The organism is Lysinibacillus sp. FSL L8-0126, assembly GCF_038630385.1.
Lineage (GTDB): Bacteria > Bacillota > Bacilli > Bacillales_A > Planococcaceae > Lysinibacillus > Lysinibacillus fusiformis_D.
The window spans coordinates 17,388-36,383 of the sequence record NZ_CP152028.1; the positions used below are offsets into that span (position 1 = coordinate 17,388).

Consider the following 18,996-nt stretch of genomic DNA (forward strand, 5'->3'; position numbering starts at 1 on the left):
CATGAAGTATTTACGCATGATGATTATTGGACTACTCATTTCCCTTAGCTCTTCTTACATCTTAGTCACATTAAGCGTCCTTTCAAACAATGCGGTTATGTCAGGAGCAGAATTACTGGAGGAGATTATCATTGCTACCCTTCTTGGTATTGCGATTGGACTATTTTCCGCCATTTTTGATATCGAGCCAATACCTTTTACGATTCAGCTACTTTTACATTTAATAGTTGTCACAGCATGTGTATTAACGGCAGGCTACTTCGGGAATTGGTTTGAGCATTCAGGTGTGAAATATGTGTTGCTATCGGAAGCCATCATTTATTCCATTGTTTGGTGTATTATATATGTTTTTCAAATAAGGGATATTGAAAAAATGAATCGAGAAATTCAAAAAAGAAAGGATTAACAAAGATGACCATTGCAATAGAAGTTGAGAATTTATGTAAACACTATGGCGAACAGCAAGCTGTCAAAGGCATTTCTTTTACAGTTGAACAAGGCACTCTATTTGCTTTTTTAGGGGCAAATGGTGCTGGTAAATCTACTACCATTGAAATACTTTGTACATTATTAAAAAAATCAAGCGGTCAAGTAACCATCAATGGTTTCACTCTTGACGCAAGCAATGATAATGGGGATATTCGCAAATCCATCGGTGTCGTTTTCCAGCAAAGTATATTAGATGAACGATTAACTGTGCGCGAAAATATCCTGCATCGTGGTCAAACATATGGTTTATCAAAAACACAGCTCACAGAAAATTATCAATTTGTCTCCACCTATTTGCATTTAGATGATATTGAAAAGCAAAAATACGGAACATTATCTGGTGGACAAAAAAGACGAGCAGATATCGCTCGTGCACTTATTCATCGCCCTAGTATTTTATTTCTAGATGAGCCTACAACGGGTTTAGATCCACAAACACGACAATTCGTTTGGCAGGCTATCAAGCAGCTTCAACAGAAAACTAATATGACCGTTTTTTTAACAACTCATTATATGGAGGAAGCAGCAGTAGCCCATCAAGTCCTTGTCTTAAAGCAAGGGACAATTGTCGCGCAGGGTACACCCGATGCGCTGAAAACAAAATATGCCTATGATTCAATGGCTCTCGTTTTTCACAATCCATTGAAAGGTGTAAGGTGGCTAGAGGAAAATGCGCTCTCTTATACAGAGAAACAAGGGATATATACTATTCGTTTATCCTCTACTCTACATGCGCTGACCCTATTAAAACAAGCAGAGAAACTCATTGCTTCCTTTGAGGTCATTAAAGGATCGATGGATGATGTCTTTCTTCATATTATGGCAGAGGAGGAGATCGCGTAGTGGAAGCATTAATTAGTCTAGTTCAGCGGAATAATAAAGTATTTAGAAGAGATAAAACGCAGGTATTCTTCTCCCTACTGTCAGTCATTATTGTCATTGTGCTGTACGCTGTCTTTCTCCAAAAAATGCAGGTAGATGCCATTGAACGACTAACAGAAGCAACACCAGAATTAATGACGATGGTCAATGAATGGCTTGTAGCAGGATTACTGTCCATGATTGCTGTTTCTACTACACTCGGTGCATATGGCATTGCCGTTAAGGATCAGGAGTCAAAAGCACAAGCAGATTTTTTAACAGCTCCCCTTTCCCGTTCAACGATTCAGCTAAGCTATGTCATCAATGCGTTTATCATCGGTAGTATTTTTTCCTTTATCGCACTCATCGGCTGTGAAATCTTTCTTGTAGCAACAGGTGGTAAGCTCCTAAGCCTTGGGGATTTTGTTCATGTACTCGGCATTTTGTTTTTATCTGTCCTGCTAGCGAGTGTCTTTAATTTCTTTCTGTCATTATTTGTGTCCACGCAAAATGCTTTTTCAACACTCGGCACAATCGTCGGGACAGTACTCGGCTTTTTATGTGGTGTCTATGTACCTCTTGGTGCTCTACCAGGCTTTGCTCAAAATTTAATCATGTATTTCCCCATTAGTCATACAACATTACTGTTACGCAATGCATTTATGGATAGCTCTATTGGCGATGTTTTCGAAGGTGTGCCTGCTTCCTATGTGGAAGACTATAAAATCAATTATGGCATTGTCTATGAGCTTCATGGAAAAATACTCAGCACTTCGACTAGCCTCATCATTATCGTTTGTACAATCGTCATACTTGCGCTAGCATCTATGATGTTATTTAAAAGAAAATATAAATAAATTTTAGCTAACAGATTTACACATCGTTTAGGAAACGATGTGTTTTTTATTGCATTTAAACAAACAATTTGTTATTTTAAATATAAATTAATAAACAAAAATAAATATTGTTTGTATTTATGGAGGATTCCCCTATGGATGTAAATGAACTATTTTGGCAAGCTCCTATCGATGACCTCAAAAAGGGTTATACCAATGAGGGAACACATTTCACCTGCCTTCTGTGCGGTGAAAAAGTAGAGAAAGGAATCATTTATCCTTATGAAGGCTTATTGTATGAAGCCGAAAAAATGATGCAGCAGCATATGACAATGACACATCAATCTGTTTTTCATTATTTAAACGGTCTCAATAAAAAAATGACAGGCTTAACAGAACATCAAAGCCATATTTTACGCTTATTTTATGAAGGTAGATCAGATCAGGAAATAAAAGAGGAATTAGAGATTGGTAGTGCCACGACCATTCGCCATCATCGTTTTGCTTTAAAGGAAAAGGAACGCCAAGCCAAAACATTGTTGGTAATGATGGAATTATTGAAGGAACAAGATCGAAAGGAGGAACCATTTGTGTCTATTCATAAAACAGCTACAATGGTTGACGATCGCTATAATGTCACTCTCTCAGAAGAACAGCAATTATTGGCGAAATTATTTCCACATGGTGTTGGCAAGGAGCTAGTTCGTTTTCCTAAGCGTGAAAAACAAAAAATTATAGTACTTCGTGCCATTACAATGCTTTTTGACAAAGAAAAACAATATACAGAAAAAGAATTAAATGAAATCATCAAACCGATGTATGAAGACTACGTTCATATACGTCGCTACTTAATTGAATACGGTTTTCTGGACCGCAAAGCTGACGGTAGCGCTTACTGGGTTAAAAAATAAGAAGGCAGGTTTTTGAAATGGATCATAAAAAAGAGTTAAAAGAGATGTATAAGGACATGAAAATTGAAGCGGGCGTTTTTACGATGACTAATACAGAAACTGGGAAAGTGTTTGTGGGGAGCTTTAATAATTTAAAACGTTTAAATGGTTTTCAGTTTATGCTCAAAACGAATACACATACGAATAAGGAGCTTCAAGCGGACTACAATTCATTTGGTCAAGATGCTTTCGAGGTGAAAATCGTTGAGTATTTAAAGAAGAAGGAAGAGGGTTATTTTGATGCCAAAAAAGAGCTTGAAAAGCTAGAGCAAAAATGGCTCGACACGCTAAATCCTTATGGTGAGCGTGGGTATAATTCTTAGGATTTATCCAATAGATAGCTGTGGGATCAAGCAAATGAAAATTTAACAGTTCCCTCAGCTATTTTTTATTCATCCACACGATTCCATCTTAAATTATCAGCATCATCATAGCCATAATAATAGATTGGGCGATCGTTCTTATCATAAGCAACAGCTTCTAATAAATCAATTTGCTGCGCATAAGGTATATAAAACGAAACTAGTTTACTATGTTCAATGGATTTTTTGATAATTCCTTGCTTTGAGTTAATTGTTATATAGGAAACATTTTCATCATGAGATAATACAACAAACAAAGTTCCTTCATGATTCAAACGATAGCTCATGCCTCCTATTGTCTCTAAGGAATCATTCGTGGAGGAGATACCTGTAGCATAAACCCTTTTATATAGAAATACGTTTTTTTGTACCAAAACAGTTTGATAGATTTCTTTTTTATCACGCTTAAACAAATAAAAAATATCGTGTCCTTCTTGAATCTTTTCAACAATCTTATACTCAGGTGTCATAAAAAAATTGGCTTTTGCAGCGCTTAATGCAGTTAAACGATAGCCTCCTAACAATAATAAAGCGCTCAAAGTGACTATTGCTAATAACAAGAATTTTCTCATCTATTTTCTCCACCCTATAGCATTTTCAGTTGGATTGAGACAGTTTAACTTTCTTTGTTTATTTTGTCACTTCTAACAACTGAATTTCTTGCTGTACTTTTTTCGTTAATTTACTGAAAACAAGCTCATACGAATGCTTAATAAGATTCTCTACCAAATCCATCGGGACATCTTCAGCATCCATATAAATGGAGTTCCAATGCGTTTTATTCATATAGTAGCCAGGTATAATACTGACAAAGGATTCTCGTAATTCCTCTGCTCGTGCAGGTTCGCATTTTAACGTTAATACAGGCTTACCTGTAGCATTTCCCCCAATCATGGCATACATTTTCCCACCAATATGATAGCGGTCTGCTTGCCATTCCTCCTTATAGTCATAAATCGTTCCCTGTAGTTGTAGACAATGAGCATGAATCATTTCTTTTTCCATCTATTTCTTCCCCTTTCGACACAAAATAAAACACACGTTCGATTATGGTTAGTATAACCTAAAACGTGTGTAGGGACTAGCCTTATTTAGTTCGTACTTCGATCAAACATGCCCATAACCTCTGTTGTCTGTAGGATATTCACAAACGACTTTGGATCGGTTTCCTTAATCGTACTTTTTACATCCGCGAGTTGATAACGCGTAATGACAGTGATTAACACTTTTCGTCCTTCACCAGAGTAGGCTCCCTTCGCATCGATAATCGTTACACCACGATGAAGTTTTTGCAACAGCTGCTGCTTGACTTCTTCCCCTTTACTCGTAATAATCATCAACGTTAATTTAATATGGCTTGTATGAATCGTATCTACCACTTTTCCTGTTGCATAAATGGAAACAAGCGTTAATAATGCCGCGTCCCAGCTAAAGACAAAGCCAGAAGCTGCCACTACAACACCATTCATAGCAGCAATTAATGTACCGAGTGGAAAATCTCGTTTACGACTTAGTAGCATGGCAATAATATCAAAGCCCCCAGAGGAGCCTGCTGCACGAAAAATCATACCCATCGCAAAGCCTACAATAACTCCTCCAAATAGGGATGCAAGGATAGGATCTTGTGTTGCCTTGTGAATTGGAATAACATATAAACTCACGGACAAAACGGCTACAGAAAGAATCGTATAGCTGATAAATCGCTTACCAAGCTTCATCACACCTAAAATCAGTAAAGGCAAATTAAGCAGTAAATTTAATACCCCTGTATTCCAAGGGGTAATAATGCCAAGCATGATGGCGATACCACTCAATCCACCACTCAAGATTTCATGGGGAATTAATAAATAATTATAGGCAAAGGCCACTAAAATGGAAGAAAGAGTAATTATAATCACATTACGCATAATGATATCCCCTATCAATCAACGACCAAATTTTGATATATCTTTCTCATAGATTACCCAATTTCTGCTGATGAAAAACCTATATTCCTACTTTTTCTTCTGTTCTTCCTTTAAAGGGGCAGTCTGTTTGTGATCACCTGTATCGGCCACCTTATAAATACGCTCTAGCATCGGCGGATGTGTATAGCGGAACCATTTAACAAGAAGCGGAGGGTTGACCTCACTTAATCCTGAAATCGTTAGTTTTTGAAAAGCTGTTACGGCCGCTTCACGATCATTCATGAGGTTAATTGCATACTGATCTGCTCTTGTCTCCTGATATCTTGAGATGAAGTTCGACACTGGATTAGAGGCAAATAACAATATAGAGGTAATGAGCAAAAATAATGGATATGAGCTAATGCTGCCAACTTTATTGATTTTCAGTACCTGTCCATAGCGTCCAACCAAACGTCGCATAACCTTCGCTGTAAACCATAACCCCACCAACGTAAGCAATAAATAACCTGCAATGCCAAAATAAATATGCTTTTCTACATAATGGCCCATCTCATGTGCCATGATAAATAAAATTTCATTGTCCGTCAGTCTATTTAATGTGGTATCCCACAGTACAATTCTCGAATTGCTACCAATCCCTGTCACATAAGCATTTAAGGAGTTGGTCTTTTGTGCCATATTGACCTCATAAACATGCTCTGCTGGTATATTCGCCTGCTCAGCAATTGAGAGTATCTTCGTTTCCAGCTCTTTATTTTTTAACGGATAAAAATCATTGTACAAAGGATCAATGACAACTGGCTGGATGAACATCACAAAGATTGTAAAGGGGATGGTTAATAGCCAAGCGTAAAGCCACCACCGTTTCTCGCTCTTTTTAATGAGCCAATAAATAACCGTCACAATGATGAAGCTCATCCCAAAGTTCACCCAAAAATCAATAACACCATCTTTCATCCAAGACGCAAATGCTTGCGTACTGATGCCATAGCTTTTGCTGAGGTAATAGCGATAATAATCAAGCGGGAATAAAACAATATAGAGCAATAGGGATAGCAGGAATAGGTAGCCTGCACTTTGCAATAGCTTCCACTTCGTTTGGGAGGTCGTCACTTTTTCAAAATAACGGGAGATGCCCAATAATAAAATCAAAAAGTAAATAAGCCATTCCAAAGGAGTCGCTACAAAGAATAAAAAATTCCGTATTTTTGAATATTCACCACTTAAAAAAAGCTCCTTACCAGACATAAACATTACTGGATCTGCCACCGTTCCTTGTAAGGCGCTAGGTATTTTTCCTCCGCCGCTATGGAATATATACCAGTACATACAAAGCACGTAAACACCGAATAATAGCAGCGTAACAATGCCCATTTTCTTCGCTATGTTAATTCCCCCTCATATCATCCAAAGTTCGTCCTATAGTAAGTGTAAGCCAAAATATCAAAGTTAGAACAACATAGACCTACTTTTTTAATATCTCTGTTCACAAAGGAAAAATTCGCCTCAATTCTATCAATGAGCATACAAAATCTTTCTCATTGTTTCAAAATGCTGCGAATTTATTATGTTCTTACTTATTTATTCATGACAAATGCGGTTTTTCCACGCTGATCTATACTTAAGTAGCCTGCAGATAATAGCTGCTCATACCATTGCTTTTCGATAACAGCCACTTGGTTGGCATTATCTGCTTTTGTAGAAAGCTCCACCATAATGTCTCCTTTGTACGCTTCTTGCTCTAGAAAGCTTCTTTATAAGTTATGGCATTAGCAAATCCATATTCTACTGCCTGAGCTAACGTATTTTTATACCATGCTTCTGAATGCCAATTTACAATTTCTTTGCCGAATTTTCGAGAATCAATTTTTGGGCAGCACTCGCATCAACCGTATCGTAAGAGACAAAAGTATGATAGGCTCCCTTCGTACTCCCTGCTACCATACCCCAAGCAAAAAGAGGAGAGGCAATTATTTTATAAATATAATCGTATTATTTTCTTTAATATAATCTACTGTTGGATGAGGGCTTTCCATTGAAGCAACTTCTTTGTTATGAATTAAATCATAAACAATCCATTTCATATTAAAACTATTAGTTGGATTTTCAAAGAAAACAATCCATTCTTTGTTTCCATAATAGAAATAACTTGAATTTTCTACTGTATATAACTCCTTATTATTACTGGCATCATATAATACTTGTGTATGTTCGCTTTCTTTTACTCCATATAAATCATCATTAAAGAAATAGATGACATCATACTTCCCATCAATAATTCTTTCTAGATAATTTTCACTGAATGGATTAAATATTTTCAAAATATATGTTTCATCTCTAAGATTATGTTTATACCAATAAACACATTCGTTTTTATTATTTTCCAATACAAAGCTTTCACTATTATCACATTGACCTACTATACAAGTCTCTGAAATTGGCAAATCATTTTTTATTTGTTCTATAAATAAGTTATAGTCAATGATTACAATGCTCTCAGTAAAATTTGAATTTTCCTTTTCCCTATGATTCCATGCATTTTTTTTATTACTGTAGGATAATGAGCCAGTTGTAAAATAAACGAATTTTTTATTTTTTTTATCAATTACTTTTATGTTATTAACATTTAAAAAGGTATCATCCTGTCCTATTTTTTCAGGTATTGAGTAATACTTATTTTCTAAAAAATCTACGAGAATACAATTTGAGTGCCTAGTAAATTTTTGCGATTCTATCTGTGGTACACATACAACTAAATATCTTTCTCCCAAGCCATACAGCTCTGTTTCAGATAAAGAAGAATGCTCAGGATTGGAACTATTATCCTCTATTTTTAATGTTATTGAATCTTTTAAAATTAGGTTTTTGCAATCAATTTGGTTTAATATTAAATTTGCAGTTTTTCCTTCCCACATCAATCTGCTGCAATAAAAATATTCATTATAAAAAGAATTACTTGATAACTGAAATCCATTCGGAATTAGCAATTGATCAACTTGATTAAGTTGATAATTATAGCGAACAATACCTTCATAATAACCAGTTAAATAGCTCCAACTTTCACTTATATCTCTACTCATAATATACATATTATATGGCTCTACTTTTGATTGTGTCGTAATAAGTTGACGATTTTCAAATCCTTCTAAAATAACTGTTTGCACCATATTATATCCTCCTCTTAATTACCATAAAATCACTCTTCACTATTCAAAAATAGTAACATAAAAATAGATCTCTTCTCGATATAGCTGTCTTCATACTGAAGGGACAAATAAAATCAAAACACCTTTCGTTGGCAGGAGAAGGCGTATATCACTACACTCGTCAAATCGTTCAACTTCAAAAGGATATGAATCGTTTTATAGAAAATCTTTTAGCAGGGCATATCGGGACATTACGTTTTGGGGCAAGTGGCTTACCTGCTCATATTTTTATGCCAAATTTAATTCATCAAGTTTCAACAGCTTACCAGATATCCGCATTTCATTAGACATAAAAACAGCACCTGAAATTGAAAAAAAAGAGCACTTCAAGAATTAGATTTCGGGCTTATCATAGAGACCCAACAGGAAAATCCCTTCCTGCATTACGAAACAATTGGGGAAGATGCACTTGTTTTGGCATTTAGCCCTTCACACAAACTAGCGACTTAATAGGACAGCACCAAAGAAGATATTCTTAAAAATAAGCTTTTATTGCATACCTCTTCTAGCTCCACTAATCACTTCATTGAGAAGTGGATGGACCCTTTCCAGCCTTCTACTTATACGATTGAGCTGGATTCTGTGAGCATCATAAAAAATGCTGACCTTTGGAAAAAACGTGACTTTTCTATCTAGATCATACCCTTGATGAATTTGTCAAAACTTCGGTTTACGATGTAGCAAAGCAATTAAAAATGTCCCCTGTTATGACATAATTCCACAGGTAGTCGTAATAACATGAAATGGGAGGATATTTTTAAGAAAGGAGGGTTGTCCTTGCTAACTAGGCTTCTGACAAAGGATTGTATACAGCTTGCAAACTTTGTCCATTCGTGGCAAGAAGCGATTCATTTAGCTGCAAGACCATTAGTACAGCAAAATAAAATTGAGCAACGCTATGTCGAAGCCATGATTCAATCTATTGAGCAATATGGCTCCTACATCGTCATTACACCAAAAGTGGCCATTCCCCATGCACGGCCATCTGATGGTGTTTATGAGCTTGCCATGAGTTTGCTCCGGTTACAACAGCCTGTTTTTTTTAACCCTAATCAGCCTGTTTACTTACTAATTGTGTTAGCTGCCATCGACAATACGTCACATCTACAGGCGTTAGCTGATTTGGCAGCAGTATTACAAGACCCTGACCAGATTGAAGGCCTGATTGCCTGTCAGCATGCAGACATGATTTGTGAAAAAATCAAACAATATACGACAAAGGAGTCACCAGAATGAAAATTTTAGTCGTGTGTGGAAATGGTTTAGGTAGTAGCTTGATTTTAGAATGGAATGTAAAAAAAGCATTAGAGGCATTGGATAAAAATGCTGAGGTAACCCATACAGATTTAGCATCTGCAAAGGCGGAGAAAGCAGATATTTATTTAGGGGCAGCAGACATTGTGAATGAATTAGCGAAAGGCAATGGAACCATTGTGAGCATCGTCAATATGATGAGTATTGTGGAAATAAAAGAAAAGCTAGAACCTTTGCTTTAAGTACGGAAAATTTGGATAGGATGAGGTGTTGATATGTTGGATGTTATCATGCATGACATTTTAGGAACACCAGCTATACTAGTCGGCCTATTCGCTTTTATTGGTTTACTCATTCAAAAAAAATCTAGCTCCACTGTTCTTTCAGGTACATTCAAAACAATTATGGGCTTTGTCATTCTTGGTGCTGGTGCCACTGTCTTGATTGGCTCGTTAGACCATTTTAGTAAAATGTTTGATCATGCCTTTCAAGTACAGGGAGTCATTCCCAACAACGAGGCCATCGTGGCAGCTGCTCAGACTAATTTTGGTACAGCTACAGCATTGATAATGGTATTTGGTATGATAATGAATCTATTATTTGCGCGATTTACGCCATTAAAGTATATCTTTTTAACTGGGCATCATACATTATTTATGGCTTGTTTAATCGCGGCTTCATTGTCAGTTGGTGGAATGAGTGGTACACCTCTTATTATCGTAGGGTCTATCATTCTTGGTCTTTGTATGGTAGTGTTCCCTGCCATTTTACAACCCACTGTTCGGCAAATAACAGGTAGTGATGATTTTGCTGTAGGTCACTTCGGCAGTGTTGGCTACTATGTTTCTGCAAAGATTGGTAAGCTCTTTGGTAATAAAACGAAATCAACTGAGGACATACAGGTTCCAAAATCATTAGGCTTTTTACGAGATACCTCTGTCGCTATTTCTTTAACAATGAGCGTATTCTTTGTCATTGTTGCCCTTTTCGCAGGCCCCTCCTATATTGAGGCACAATTATCAGCTGGCTCTAATTTTATTATTTTCGCTATTATGCAAGCGATCACATTCGCTGCAGGTGTCTATATTATTTTGGCGGGTGTCCGTATGTTAATTGCTGAAATTATTCCAGCCTTTAAAGGCATTGCTGATAAGCTTGTCCCAAACACAAAACCAGCACTAGATTGCCCAACTATTTTCCCCTTTGCACCAAACGCTGTCATCATTGGTTTCATCTTTAGTTTTTTAGCAGGACTTGTCTCTATGTTTATCCTCCCCTTCATTGGTTTAAAAGTGATTGTTCCTGGCCTCGTTCCCCATTTCTTCACGGGAGCTGCAGCTGGCGTCTTTGGCAATGCTACAGGCGGCAGAATCGGTGCCATGTCTGGGGCCTTTGCTAACGGTCTATTAATTAGCTTTATTCCAGCCATACTCCTAATCTTTATGGGCGACATCGGCTATGAAGGCACAACCTTTGGCGATTCAGATTTCGGTGTTATCGGCATTATTATTATTAATCTATTAAAATTATTCGGAGCTGTTTAGAACATATAGTAAAGCCTAACGCTATCTGCGTTAGGCTTTCATAGTGTTGAAAAACAAAACCATCCATAGAATTTATGTGAAAGGTGAAAAAGGATTTCCGTTGCAGGCTACTTGCTTTCCTGTGGGCGAGCGCCGAGCCGCTTCCTCCGTGCAGGGGCTCGCCTATCTCGCTATTCCCACGGGAGTCAAGTAGCCTTCCACTCCAATCCATAAAATAAAAATGTTCACTTTTTAGCAAAAAAGTGAAGGTATTCACTACTCTTTTATGGTGGGGTGTTGTCACACATCACTTCTCCACATTGAAAGTAAGAGGCTATCCTCTCTTATAATATAAATAATGGGCTATTTTGTTCAGGAAAAGACACTTTTGCAGAATGGTTGATTGGAGTGGAACCAGCGTCACTCCTAGGGGATTTAGTGAACTGCACCCAAAATATTGGACTTAAAAATCTACTATAGGGGGTGCAGGTAGTGATTTCTGATGAACAAAAATTAGCCGCAGTTCTAGCTTACTTTGAAGAAAAAGAAAGTACGTATCAGATTGCCAATCGATTACAGAGGGATCGACAGTACATTCGATTATGGATTGAATTATATCGATATCATGGCATCGAAGGAATTATTCGTCCTCAAGGGTTCACGAATTATGAAGATTCTTTTAAAATAAAAGTAATTCAACACCTGATAGAGACAGGCGATTCGCTTTTACAGACCGCAGCGAAGTTTAACATTCCTTCTCGTGAAACCATTCGAAGATGGAAAGTACAGTGGATGTCAACAGCTGGTGAGGTGCTCTATCAAGTAGAAAAGGAGCGCCAATCAATGCCAAAAAAACAACCAGCTTCGTCCGATTTAAATGAAAAAACAACGGAAGAGTTAAAAGCGGAAATTGAGTATTTACGGATGGAAAATGCCTATTTAAAAAAGTTGAAAGCCTTAGTTCAAGAAAAGGATGCCTTCAAATCCAAGAAAAAGTAAGAGCTGTCTATGAGCTAAGGTTGGATTTTCCTCTTCAAGCTCTATTAAAAGTCGCGAAACTTAAGAAAAGTACGTATTATTATCATCTCCAAAAATGGGTAAAACCAGATAAATATCAGGCGATCAAAGAACGAATTCAGACGCTTTTTCATTACCATAAGGGGCGTTATGGCTATCGTCGTATTTGTTTAGCCCTCCGAAATGAAGGGTTTTTCATCAACCATAAAACGGTCCAACGATTGATGCAAGAATTGGGCTTAAAAGGGACGGTACGCCCTAAAAAATACCGTTCGTATAAAGGGACAGTCGGCTATGTCGCAGAGAATGTCATCCAACGTGATTTTGAAGCCACTGCACCCAATCAGAAATGGGTAACCGATGTAACGGAGTTTAAAATAAACGGTCAAAAAATCTATGTATCGGCTATATTAGATTTATTCAATCGAGAAATCGTTGGATATGAGGTATCAAAATCACCTAATTTTGAGTTAGTCCAACAGTCTTTGAAAATGGCGTTTACGTATACACAGCTATCAGAAAAGAGTGGCTTAATCATCCATTCTGATCAAGGATGGTTATATCAAATACCACGTTTTAAAGCGTTATTGGCCACTTATGAAATCAAGCAAAGTATGTCACGGAAAGGGAATTGTTTAGATAATGCCGTGATAGAAAGCTTTTTTGGCATTATGAAATCAGAATTTCTATACGCAACAACGTTTAAGAACTACGAAGCATTCAAAAAAGCGTTAGTAGACTATATCCACTACTACAATCATGAACGGATAAAAATAAAACTCAACGGAAAAAGTCCAGTTGAGTTTCGAAGAGTTTCTTAAAAGTTCAAATTTTTGGGGTCAGTTCACGCAGTGAGTGAAGCGGCTCATCGGACGCCCCCTGGAAAGGACGCTGGCGGAACGGAAATCAACCCCTCGCCTTGCAAAATTGCTTATTATGCCGTTGACATTACCTTTTTTCAACAACATGAAAGCCTAACGCTATCTGCGTTAGGCTTTATTATTGATTAGGCATACAGAGCTTGCTGTAGAAACCTTCATAAATATATTACTTAATTAGTCATCTAGGTTTATAATATTAACTTATTATGTATATAGAAATGACTATTTATTCTTATGCTCTACATAAAAATTTATTTTCAATGTAGTCTGACATCAGACTAAAAAAATTCACATTTTGCCGATATATAGGCTATAAACAACAGGAGGTACAAACATTTTGAAGAAATTGATGATTACTTTTCTTTTGATGGGTCTATTGCTAACAGGCTGTTCATCCGCACAGACAGAGACATCAACTGAAGGATATAAGATAGGCGTTTTACTATCAGACGCGGGACTAGGCGATGAATCATTTAATGATTCAGCTTTTAAAGGGCTCGAAAAGGCTCGAGATGAGCTTGGCATTTTGTTTGATTACAAAGAGGCTCCTGATGGTAATTATGAGGACAAGCTGAACGAGCTTGTAGCAGAAAAATATGATATCATCATTGGTCTTGGTTTCTCTGTACAGGAAGCACTAGAGAAAACTGCGAAACAATATCCCGACCAACAATTCATATTGATTGATGGGCAATCTGATGTTGACAACATTATTTCGATTACCTTTAAAGAACAAGAAGGCAGTTTTTTAGTTGGTATGGTTGCTGCTATGACAAGCAAGACAGGGAAAATTGGCTTTATTGGTGGTGCAGATGCCCCTGTTATTCATCACTTTGAAAATGGCTTTATCGAAGGAGCTCGTTATGTACAACCAACTATTGACATTATGAGCGAATATGCGGGTACCTTTGATGACACGCAGGCTGGTGCAGCAATAGCAGATCAATATATAAAAAATAACGTTGATTTTATTTATCATGCAGCTGGCTTTACTGGTTTCGGCGCCATTAAAAAGGCCGAGGAAATGGGGATTTATGCAGCGGGTGTTGATATCGATCAATTTTTTGTTGCCGAAAAGACGGTTGTCACATCCATGCTAAAAAATGTGGATCTTGCTGTCTATCAACTTGCTAAAACATTAGTAGAGGACGGAAAAATTACCCAAAAATCGTTTGCATTAGGGCTAGCAGATCAAGGTGTGGGACTAGCTGATATTCGTGTCATTCAACTAACATCAGAGCAACAGGCTGCCATTGAAAAGGCACAAGAAGCCATTATCTCGGGCAAGATAAAAGTTACTGCAGAAAAGGGGAATGGCCAGTGACATTACGTAAAAAATTATTTATGAATACACTCATCCCAATCGTACTGGCTATGGCTATGATTGGCTTTATTATCATTCAAACATTTAATATCCAAACAACCGCACAGGATGACACGAAACTTTTGCTTGCAGTGAAAGAGCTGGAGCAAAGTTTGGTTGTGGCCAGCCAATCATTAAATAATTATACCTATTTAGATAGTGAAGCGAATAAAAATGAAGCACTTGCTATTTTACAAGAAACAAAAAGCAATTTAGAAGCATTGGCTGCTCTCACAAGAATACCTGACCATCAACAGATTATCGACAAAATTTCTGATAAATTTGATGACCTAGAAAAAGCTACAGAAAGCGGCTTTCAAGAAAACAACCGCTCTGAAATAAAAAAGCAATCTATCCGAATTAAAGGTATTTTAAACGATATGCATTTGCTCAAAAAAGAAACGAACGAATGGTATCAAGAGATGATACAAGTGACAAAGCAAAAAATTGGTTTTATTACAACCACTACAATCATCGGCAGTGTGCTATTAATTTTGGCAACGATTATTTATTCCTATGTGGCAGCAAAAAGAATTACCAAACCGATTAATCAGATTGTAGAGTGTGCACAGGGGGCAGCTACAGGAGATTTAACTATAGATACCTCTACACTCTCCTATCAACCAAACAGTCGATACGAGATTGATCAACTATCGGAAAGCTTTTCACAGATGATGAATAATTTGAAAAGTACTGTACAATCCATCGATCATATCGGTAAGGATGTTAACGTATTCACACAAGATGTGACAAGCCATATGAGAAATATTCATGAAAGCAGTAATCAAATTGCCACATCTACTGACGAATTAGCAAAAGGTAGCTATACGATGTCAGAAGATATTCAATCTGTGGCCATCCTTATGAATAATATGACCGACCAATTTAAGGGGGTTATGCAAACAAGTGAGCAATCCGCTAACAATGGTAAACAGGCATTAGAGGCTGTTCAAAATGGTCAGTATTCATTAGAAAAACAATCAACCATTGCAAAAGATATTTCGACGACATCACTTGATATTAAAGAGGCTGTTACGCAATTTTCGCAATTCACTTCAGAAATTGAAGGAGCGGCCAATGCTGTCCACACTATTGCTAGTCAAACAAATCTATTAGCTTTAAACGCTGCCATTGAGGCTGCCCGTGCTGGAGAAGCCGGTAAGGGGTTTGCCATTGTCGCAGAGGAAGTGAAAAAGCTTTCTTCTGAAACGGAGAATGCAACGAATTTAATCACTTCTATGGTCACACATATACAGGATGGCATCTCACATATTCTTACTACGGCTGAGCGAGGATATCAGCTTTCAAATGAACAGTCCCATTCAATGGTAGAAACGGAACAATCATTTGCTGTCATTGCGACACATATCGCAGACATTCATCATGATTTACAAAGCCTTACAAAGGAAATGGTTCAAACGAATGAAATGAGCCAGCAAGTGAATAGTACGATAGAAAATATTTCAGCCATTACAGAAGAAACAGCAGCAGGTACAGAAGAAATTTCAGCTTCGACACAGGATCAGTTACTTGCCTTCCAAAAAATTAGCGCTAAAATTGACGATCTGCAAGGTATGACAGATACATTGATGCATGAGCTGAAAAAATTCACCTTATAATATCTTTGCCAAACAAAATCCAGTGAATGAATGTTCACTGGATTTCTTAGTGTTGAAAAACAAAACCACCCATAGAATTTATATGAAAGGTAAAAAAGGATTTCTGTTGTAGGCTACTTGCTTTCCTGTGGGCGAGCGCCGAGCCGCTTCCTCTGCTACCGTGCAGGGGCACGCCTGTCTCGCTATCCTACAGGAGTCAAGTAGCCTTCCACTCCAATCTACAAAAATATTGCCTTTTTTAGCAAAGGTCTTTACTACTCTTTATGGAGGGGTGTTGTCACACATCACTTCTCCACATTGAAAATAAGAGGCTATCCTCTCTTATAATATAAATAATGGGCTATTTTGTTCAGGAAAAGACACTTTTGCAGAATGGTTGATTGGAGTGGATCCAGCGTCACAGAGGAGACCCTGGAACGAACGCAGTAAGTGAAGTGGCTCATCGGACGCCCCCTGGAAAGGACGCTGGTGGAACGGAAATCAACCCCTCGCCTTACAAAATTGCTTATTATGCCGTTGACATTACCTTTTTTCAACAACATGAAATCCAGTGAATAATGTTCACTGGATTTCCTCTTTTTATTATAAAGTTAAGCCGCCATCAACTACCACGATTGAGCCTGTCATATAGCTTGCTTTGTCTGATGCTAGGAAAACAACCATTTCAGCCAGTTCCTCTGGTTTTGCATAGCGTCCCATTCTCATATTTGGAATTTCTTCTGGAATATAGCCACCTGTTTCAAACATAGTTGTTACACTGTTTGTTAATGCTGTCTCTACGCCTCCTGGACAAATTCCGTTGATTCGAATCCCCTTTTTTACATACTCTAAAGAAGCTGCTTTTGTTAAACCTACAACTGCATGCTTACTTGCAGAGTAAACAGCCATACTATGCTCACTACGAATTCCAGCTGTTGAAGCCGTATTAATAATAGAGCCGCTACCTTGTTCTTCCATTACCTTTAAAACATATTTTAAGCCAAGGAATACACCTTTCACATTGATAGCCATAATGCGTTCATACTCTACATCCTCAATCTCTGTTAATGGAGAAATTTTTTGAATAACTCCTGCATTATTGAAAAATATATCAATGCGTCCATAAGTATCAACAGCAACATTTACATATTTTTGAACATCTTCGTTTCTCGAAACATCTGCCTGAACGAAGATACCTTCTCCACCTTGCTTTTTAATCAAGCTTAATGTCTCTTCCCCTGTTGCTTTGTTGAAATCAACGACTACCACTTTTGCACCATTGCTAGCAAGCTTCAAACTGCTGGCTCTTCCAATACCGCTTCCAGAACCTGTTACAACTGCAATTTTATTCAAAAGATCCATCTTCTATTCCTCCCTAACATTTTGAAGTCATTGTCTATTTTATTGCTACTTCTCTCTTTTTTATTGTATTATTTTACACAAAATAGTACTTTCTCATTGTCTATACAATAAAAATTGAAACTGCTTTCATTTTGATAGTATTATTACGAACGGGGGTGCAGAAATGTGAAAATATCCACTATCGATCTTCAATATATAAGTCAACTAATTTCTGAAATACATCATCTCCCTGTCTCTTATATTAATGTAGCGGGAGAAGTAGTTTTTGAATATTCATCAGCAGAATATACCAGTAATCCATCCTATATTTCTCTAAAGGAACAGCTAAAAACATACCCATATCATACGGCTTCAAATAGCTATCCTATTTTTTTCTCTATAGCTGAATGCAATTATTTTTATATTAACTTAACAGTAGACAATCAATATTTAGGGGCGCTTGTAGTTGGGCCGTCCCTTTCACCAGTAATAGAAGACACTATAAAATCAACTATTTATCATGAGCCTGATTTGTTTCCTACTCTCCATTATCAGCAATGCTTAGCCATCAGTTTATTTGTTTATTATTCAATCTACCAAAAAAAAATATCTAAAACAGCTGTGATTCACCACAACCACGCGTTAAAGCCCCTTATTCGTCATGAGGGACATACTGCGCTTGAACTTTCCTATGCAAGAAGAAAAGATAGTGTGCATACAAATCTTTACTATGAAAAAATATTGTTAGACAATGTGAAAAATGGGCGGATGGAGAAATTAAACGAAGTCTTGAACTATTCCATTGTCGGACAAGCACAACTTGGAGTGCTTTCAAAGCACAATCATTTAAGAAGTGTACAATATTTGATGATTACAGGAATTGCACTAATTTGTCGTGCTGCTATTGAAGGTGGATTAAATGAAGAAACAGCCTTTACATTAAGTGATTTTTACATTCAAAAACTTGAGGATCAAAGCAGCTTAATCGACATTCTTTCGTTAATGGAGGAAGCTATTTATGATTTTACACGTCGTGTGTCACAAGCTAAGCAAAACAAATATTCAGCACCCATTACAACCTGCATCCATTCGATCGAAAATCAACTATATAGTGAAATAACACTCAATCAACTTTCAGCAATTTGCCACTTAAGCCCCAATTATCTTTCTTCCTTGTTTAAAAAGGAAGTAGGGATTTCCTTTAGTGAATATATTCAGCAACAAAGGATTGAAGAGGCAAAAAAGCTATTAACCTATACAAGCTACCCCATTTTAGACATTGGTTCATTACTTAATTTCACAGATCAAAGCTATTTTATTAAAGTTTTCAAGAAATTTACAGGTATCACCCCTAAGCAATATAGAAATAAGGATGTCCATCAATAATAAAGAAAGTAAAAGAATGTTC

The 18,996-nt window shown here is 37.1% G+C and carries 21 protein-coding genes; 14 read left to right on the plus strand and 7 right to left on the minus strand.

Going from position 1 to position 18,996, the window contains the following annotated elements:
• The first annotated feature begins 1 nt into the window (after window position 1).
• The 5 genes from MHI34_RS00095 (at window position 2) to MHI34_RS00115 (ending at window position 3,459) form a co-directional block, all read left to right on the plus strand.
• A complete protein-coding gene (locus MHI34_RS00095; RefSeq protein WP_089933304.1) occupies window positions 2-406 on the plus strand; it encodes a DUF3021 domain-containing protein in 405 nt (134 codons plus the stop codon).
• Between the two features lie 5 nt (window positions 407-411).
• Window positions 412-1,332, plus strand: a complete 921-nt coding sequence (locus tag MHI34_RS00100) for an ABC transporter ATP-binding protein (protein ID WP_089933307.1) — start codon at window positions 412-414, stop codon at window positions 1,330-1,332.
• A complete protein-coding gene (locus MHI34_RS00105; protein ID WP_089933308.1) occupies window positions 1,332-2,207 on the plus strand; it encodes an ABC transporter permease in 876 nt (291 codons plus the stop codon). Before MHI34_RS00100 ends, MHI34_RS00105 begins: the two co-directional genes overlap by 1 nt.
• Before the next feature lie 134 nt (window positions 2,208-2,341).
• Window positions 2,342-3,097 carry a DUF2087 domain-containing protein gene (locus MHI34_RS00110; RefSeq protein ID WP_036127011.1) on the plus strand — a complete coding sequence of 252 codons (756 nt, stop codon included), beginning with the start codon at window positions 2,342-2,344 and terminating at the stop codon, window positions 3,095-3,097.
• A 17-nt stretch (window positions 3,098-3,114) separates the two neighbouring features.
• Window positions 3,115-3,459 carry a GIY-YIG nuclease family protein gene (locus tag MHI34_RS00115; RefSeq protein ID WP_036127012.1) on the plus strand — a complete coding sequence of 115 codons (345 nt, stop codon included), beginning with the start codon at window positions 3,115-3,117 and terminating at the stop codon, window positions 3,457-3,459.
• Window positions 3,460-3,524: 65 nt separating this feature from the next.
• Here MHI34_RS00115 and MHI34_RS00120 read toward each other — a convergent pair whose 3' ends face one another.
• From MHI34_RS00120 to MHI34_RS00145, 6 genes are all read right to left on the minus strand, one after another.
• Window positions 3,525-4,070 carry a hypothetical protein gene (locus MHI34_RS00120; RefSeq protein WP_058844271.1) on the minus strand — a complete coding sequence of 182 codons (546 nt, stop codon included), beginning with the start codon at window positions 4,068-4,070 and terminating at the stop codon, window positions 3,525-3,527.
• Window positions 4,071-4,128: 58 nt separating this feature from the next.
• Window positions 4,129-4,503 (minus strand): MmcQ/YjbR family DNA-binding protein, encoded by a 375-nt coding sequence (locus MHI34_RS00125; RefSeq protein ID WP_036127016.1) that lies wholly within the window; start codon window positions 4,501-4,503, stop codon window positions 4,129-4,131.
• 86 nt (window positions 4,504-4,589) lie between these two features.
• A complete protein-coding gene (locus tag MHI34_RS00130) occupies window positions 4,590-5,405 on the minus strand; it encodes a YitT family protein (protein WP_036127018.1) in 816 nt (271 codons plus the stop codon).
• A gap of 87 nt (window positions 5,406-5,492) precedes the next feature.
• A complete protein-coding gene (locus MHI34_RS00135; RefSeq protein WP_058844270.1) occupies window positions 5,493-6,791 on the minus strand; it encodes a M48 family metallopeptidase in 1,299 nt (432 codons plus the stop codon).
• Between the two features lie 191 nt (window positions 6,792-6,982).
• Window positions 6,983-7,120 (minus strand): hypothetical protein, encoded by a 138-nt coding sequence (locus MHI34_RS00140; protein WP_271912702.1) that lies wholly within the window; start codon window positions 7,118-7,120, stop codon window positions 6,983-6,985.
• 255 nt (window positions 7,121-7,375) lie between these two features.
• Complete coding sequence (locus MHI34_RS00145; RefSeq protein WP_342504014.1) at window positions 7,376-8,572, minus strand: hypothetical protein; 1,197 nt, start codon at window positions 8,570-8,572, stop codon at window positions 7,376-7,378.
• Between the two features lie 128 nt (window positions 8,573-8,700).
• Here MHI34_RS00145 and MHI34_RS00150 point away from each other — a divergent pair, with 128 nt between their 5' ends.
• The 8 genes from MHI34_RS00150 (at window position 8,701) to MHI34_RS00185 (ending at window position 16,268) form a co-directional block, all read left to right on the plus strand.
• Entirely contained in the window at window positions 8,701-8,898 is a 198-nt protein-coding gene (locus MHI34_RS00150) for a hypothetical protein (RefSeq protein WP_231745049.1), read from the plus strand.
• Between the two features lie 490 nt (window positions 8,899-9,388).
• The gene (locus tag MHI34_RS00155; protein ID WP_342504015.1) at window positions 9,389-9,847 is read left to right on the plus strand and encodes a PTS sugar transporter subunit IIA; all 459 of its coding nucleotides are present in this window, start codon (window positions 9,389-9,391) and stop codon (window positions 9,845-9,847) included.
• A complete protein-coding gene (locus MHI34_RS00160; protein ID WP_342504016.1) occupies window positions 9,844-10,107 on the plus strand; it encodes a PTS sugar transporter subunit IIB in 264 nt (87 codons plus the stop codon). Before MHI34_RS00155 ends, MHI34_RS00160 begins: the two co-directional genes overlap by 4 nt.
• Window positions 10,108-10,140: 33 nt before the next feature.
• Window positions 10,141-11,409, plus strand: coding sequence for a PTS ascorbate transporter subunit IIC (locus MHI34_RS00165; RefSeq protein WP_036127027.1), 1,269 nt, complete (start codon window positions 10,141-10,143; stop codon window positions 11,407-11,409).
• 471 nt (window positions 11,410-11,880) lie between these two features.
• The gene (locus MHI34_RS00170) at window positions 11,881-12,387 is read left to right on the plus strand and encodes a helix-turn-helix domain-containing protein (protein ID WP_342503613.1); all 507 of its coding nucleotides are present in this window, start codon (window positions 11,881-11,883) and stop codon (window positions 12,385-12,387) included.
• Window positions 12,372-13,226: an IS3 family transposase gene (locus MHI34_RS00175; RefSeq protein ID WP_342504471.1), complete on the plus strand. Its 855-nt coding sequence runs from the start codon at window positions 12,372-12,374 to the stop codon at window positions 13,224-13,226. Before MHI34_RS00170 ends, MHI34_RS00175 begins: the two co-directional genes overlap by 16 nt.
• A 397-nt stretch (window positions 13,227-13,623) precedes the next feature.
• Window positions 13,624-14,610 carry a BMP family ABC transporter substrate-binding protein gene (locus tag MHI34_RS00180; RefSeq protein WP_141903991.1) on the plus strand — a complete coding sequence of 329 codons (987 nt, stop codon included), beginning with the start codon at window positions 13,624-13,626 and terminating at the stop codon, window positions 14,608-14,610.
• Window positions 14,607-16,268, plus strand: a complete 1,662-nt coding sequence (locus MHI34_RS00185; protein ID WP_036117349.1) for a methyl-accepting chemotaxis protein — start codon at window positions 14,607-14,609, stop codon at window positions 16,266-16,268. Before MHI34_RS00180 ends, MHI34_RS00185 begins: the two co-directional genes overlap by 4 nt.
• Window positions 16,269-16,850: 582 nt before the next feature.
• On the opposite strand, the gene MHI34_RS00190 is transcribed toward MHI34_RS00185, so the two are convergent.
• A complete protein-coding gene (locus MHI34_RS00190) occupies window positions 16,851-17,609 on the minus strand; it encodes a glucose 1-dehydrogenase (protein ID WP_342504017.1) in 759 nt (252 codons plus the stop codon).
• Between the two features lie 165 nt (window positions 17,610-17,774).
• Between MHI34_RS00190 and MHI34_RS00195 the strand changes: the two genes are divergently transcribed.
• On the plus strand, window positions 17,775-18,974 hold the full coding sequence (locus MHI34_RS00195; RefSeq protein WP_036127045.1) for a helix-turn-helix domain-containing protein: 1,200 nt from the start codon (window positions 17,775-17,777) through the stop codon (window positions 18,972-18,974).
• Window positions 18,975-18,996 lie beyond the last annotated feature (22 nt).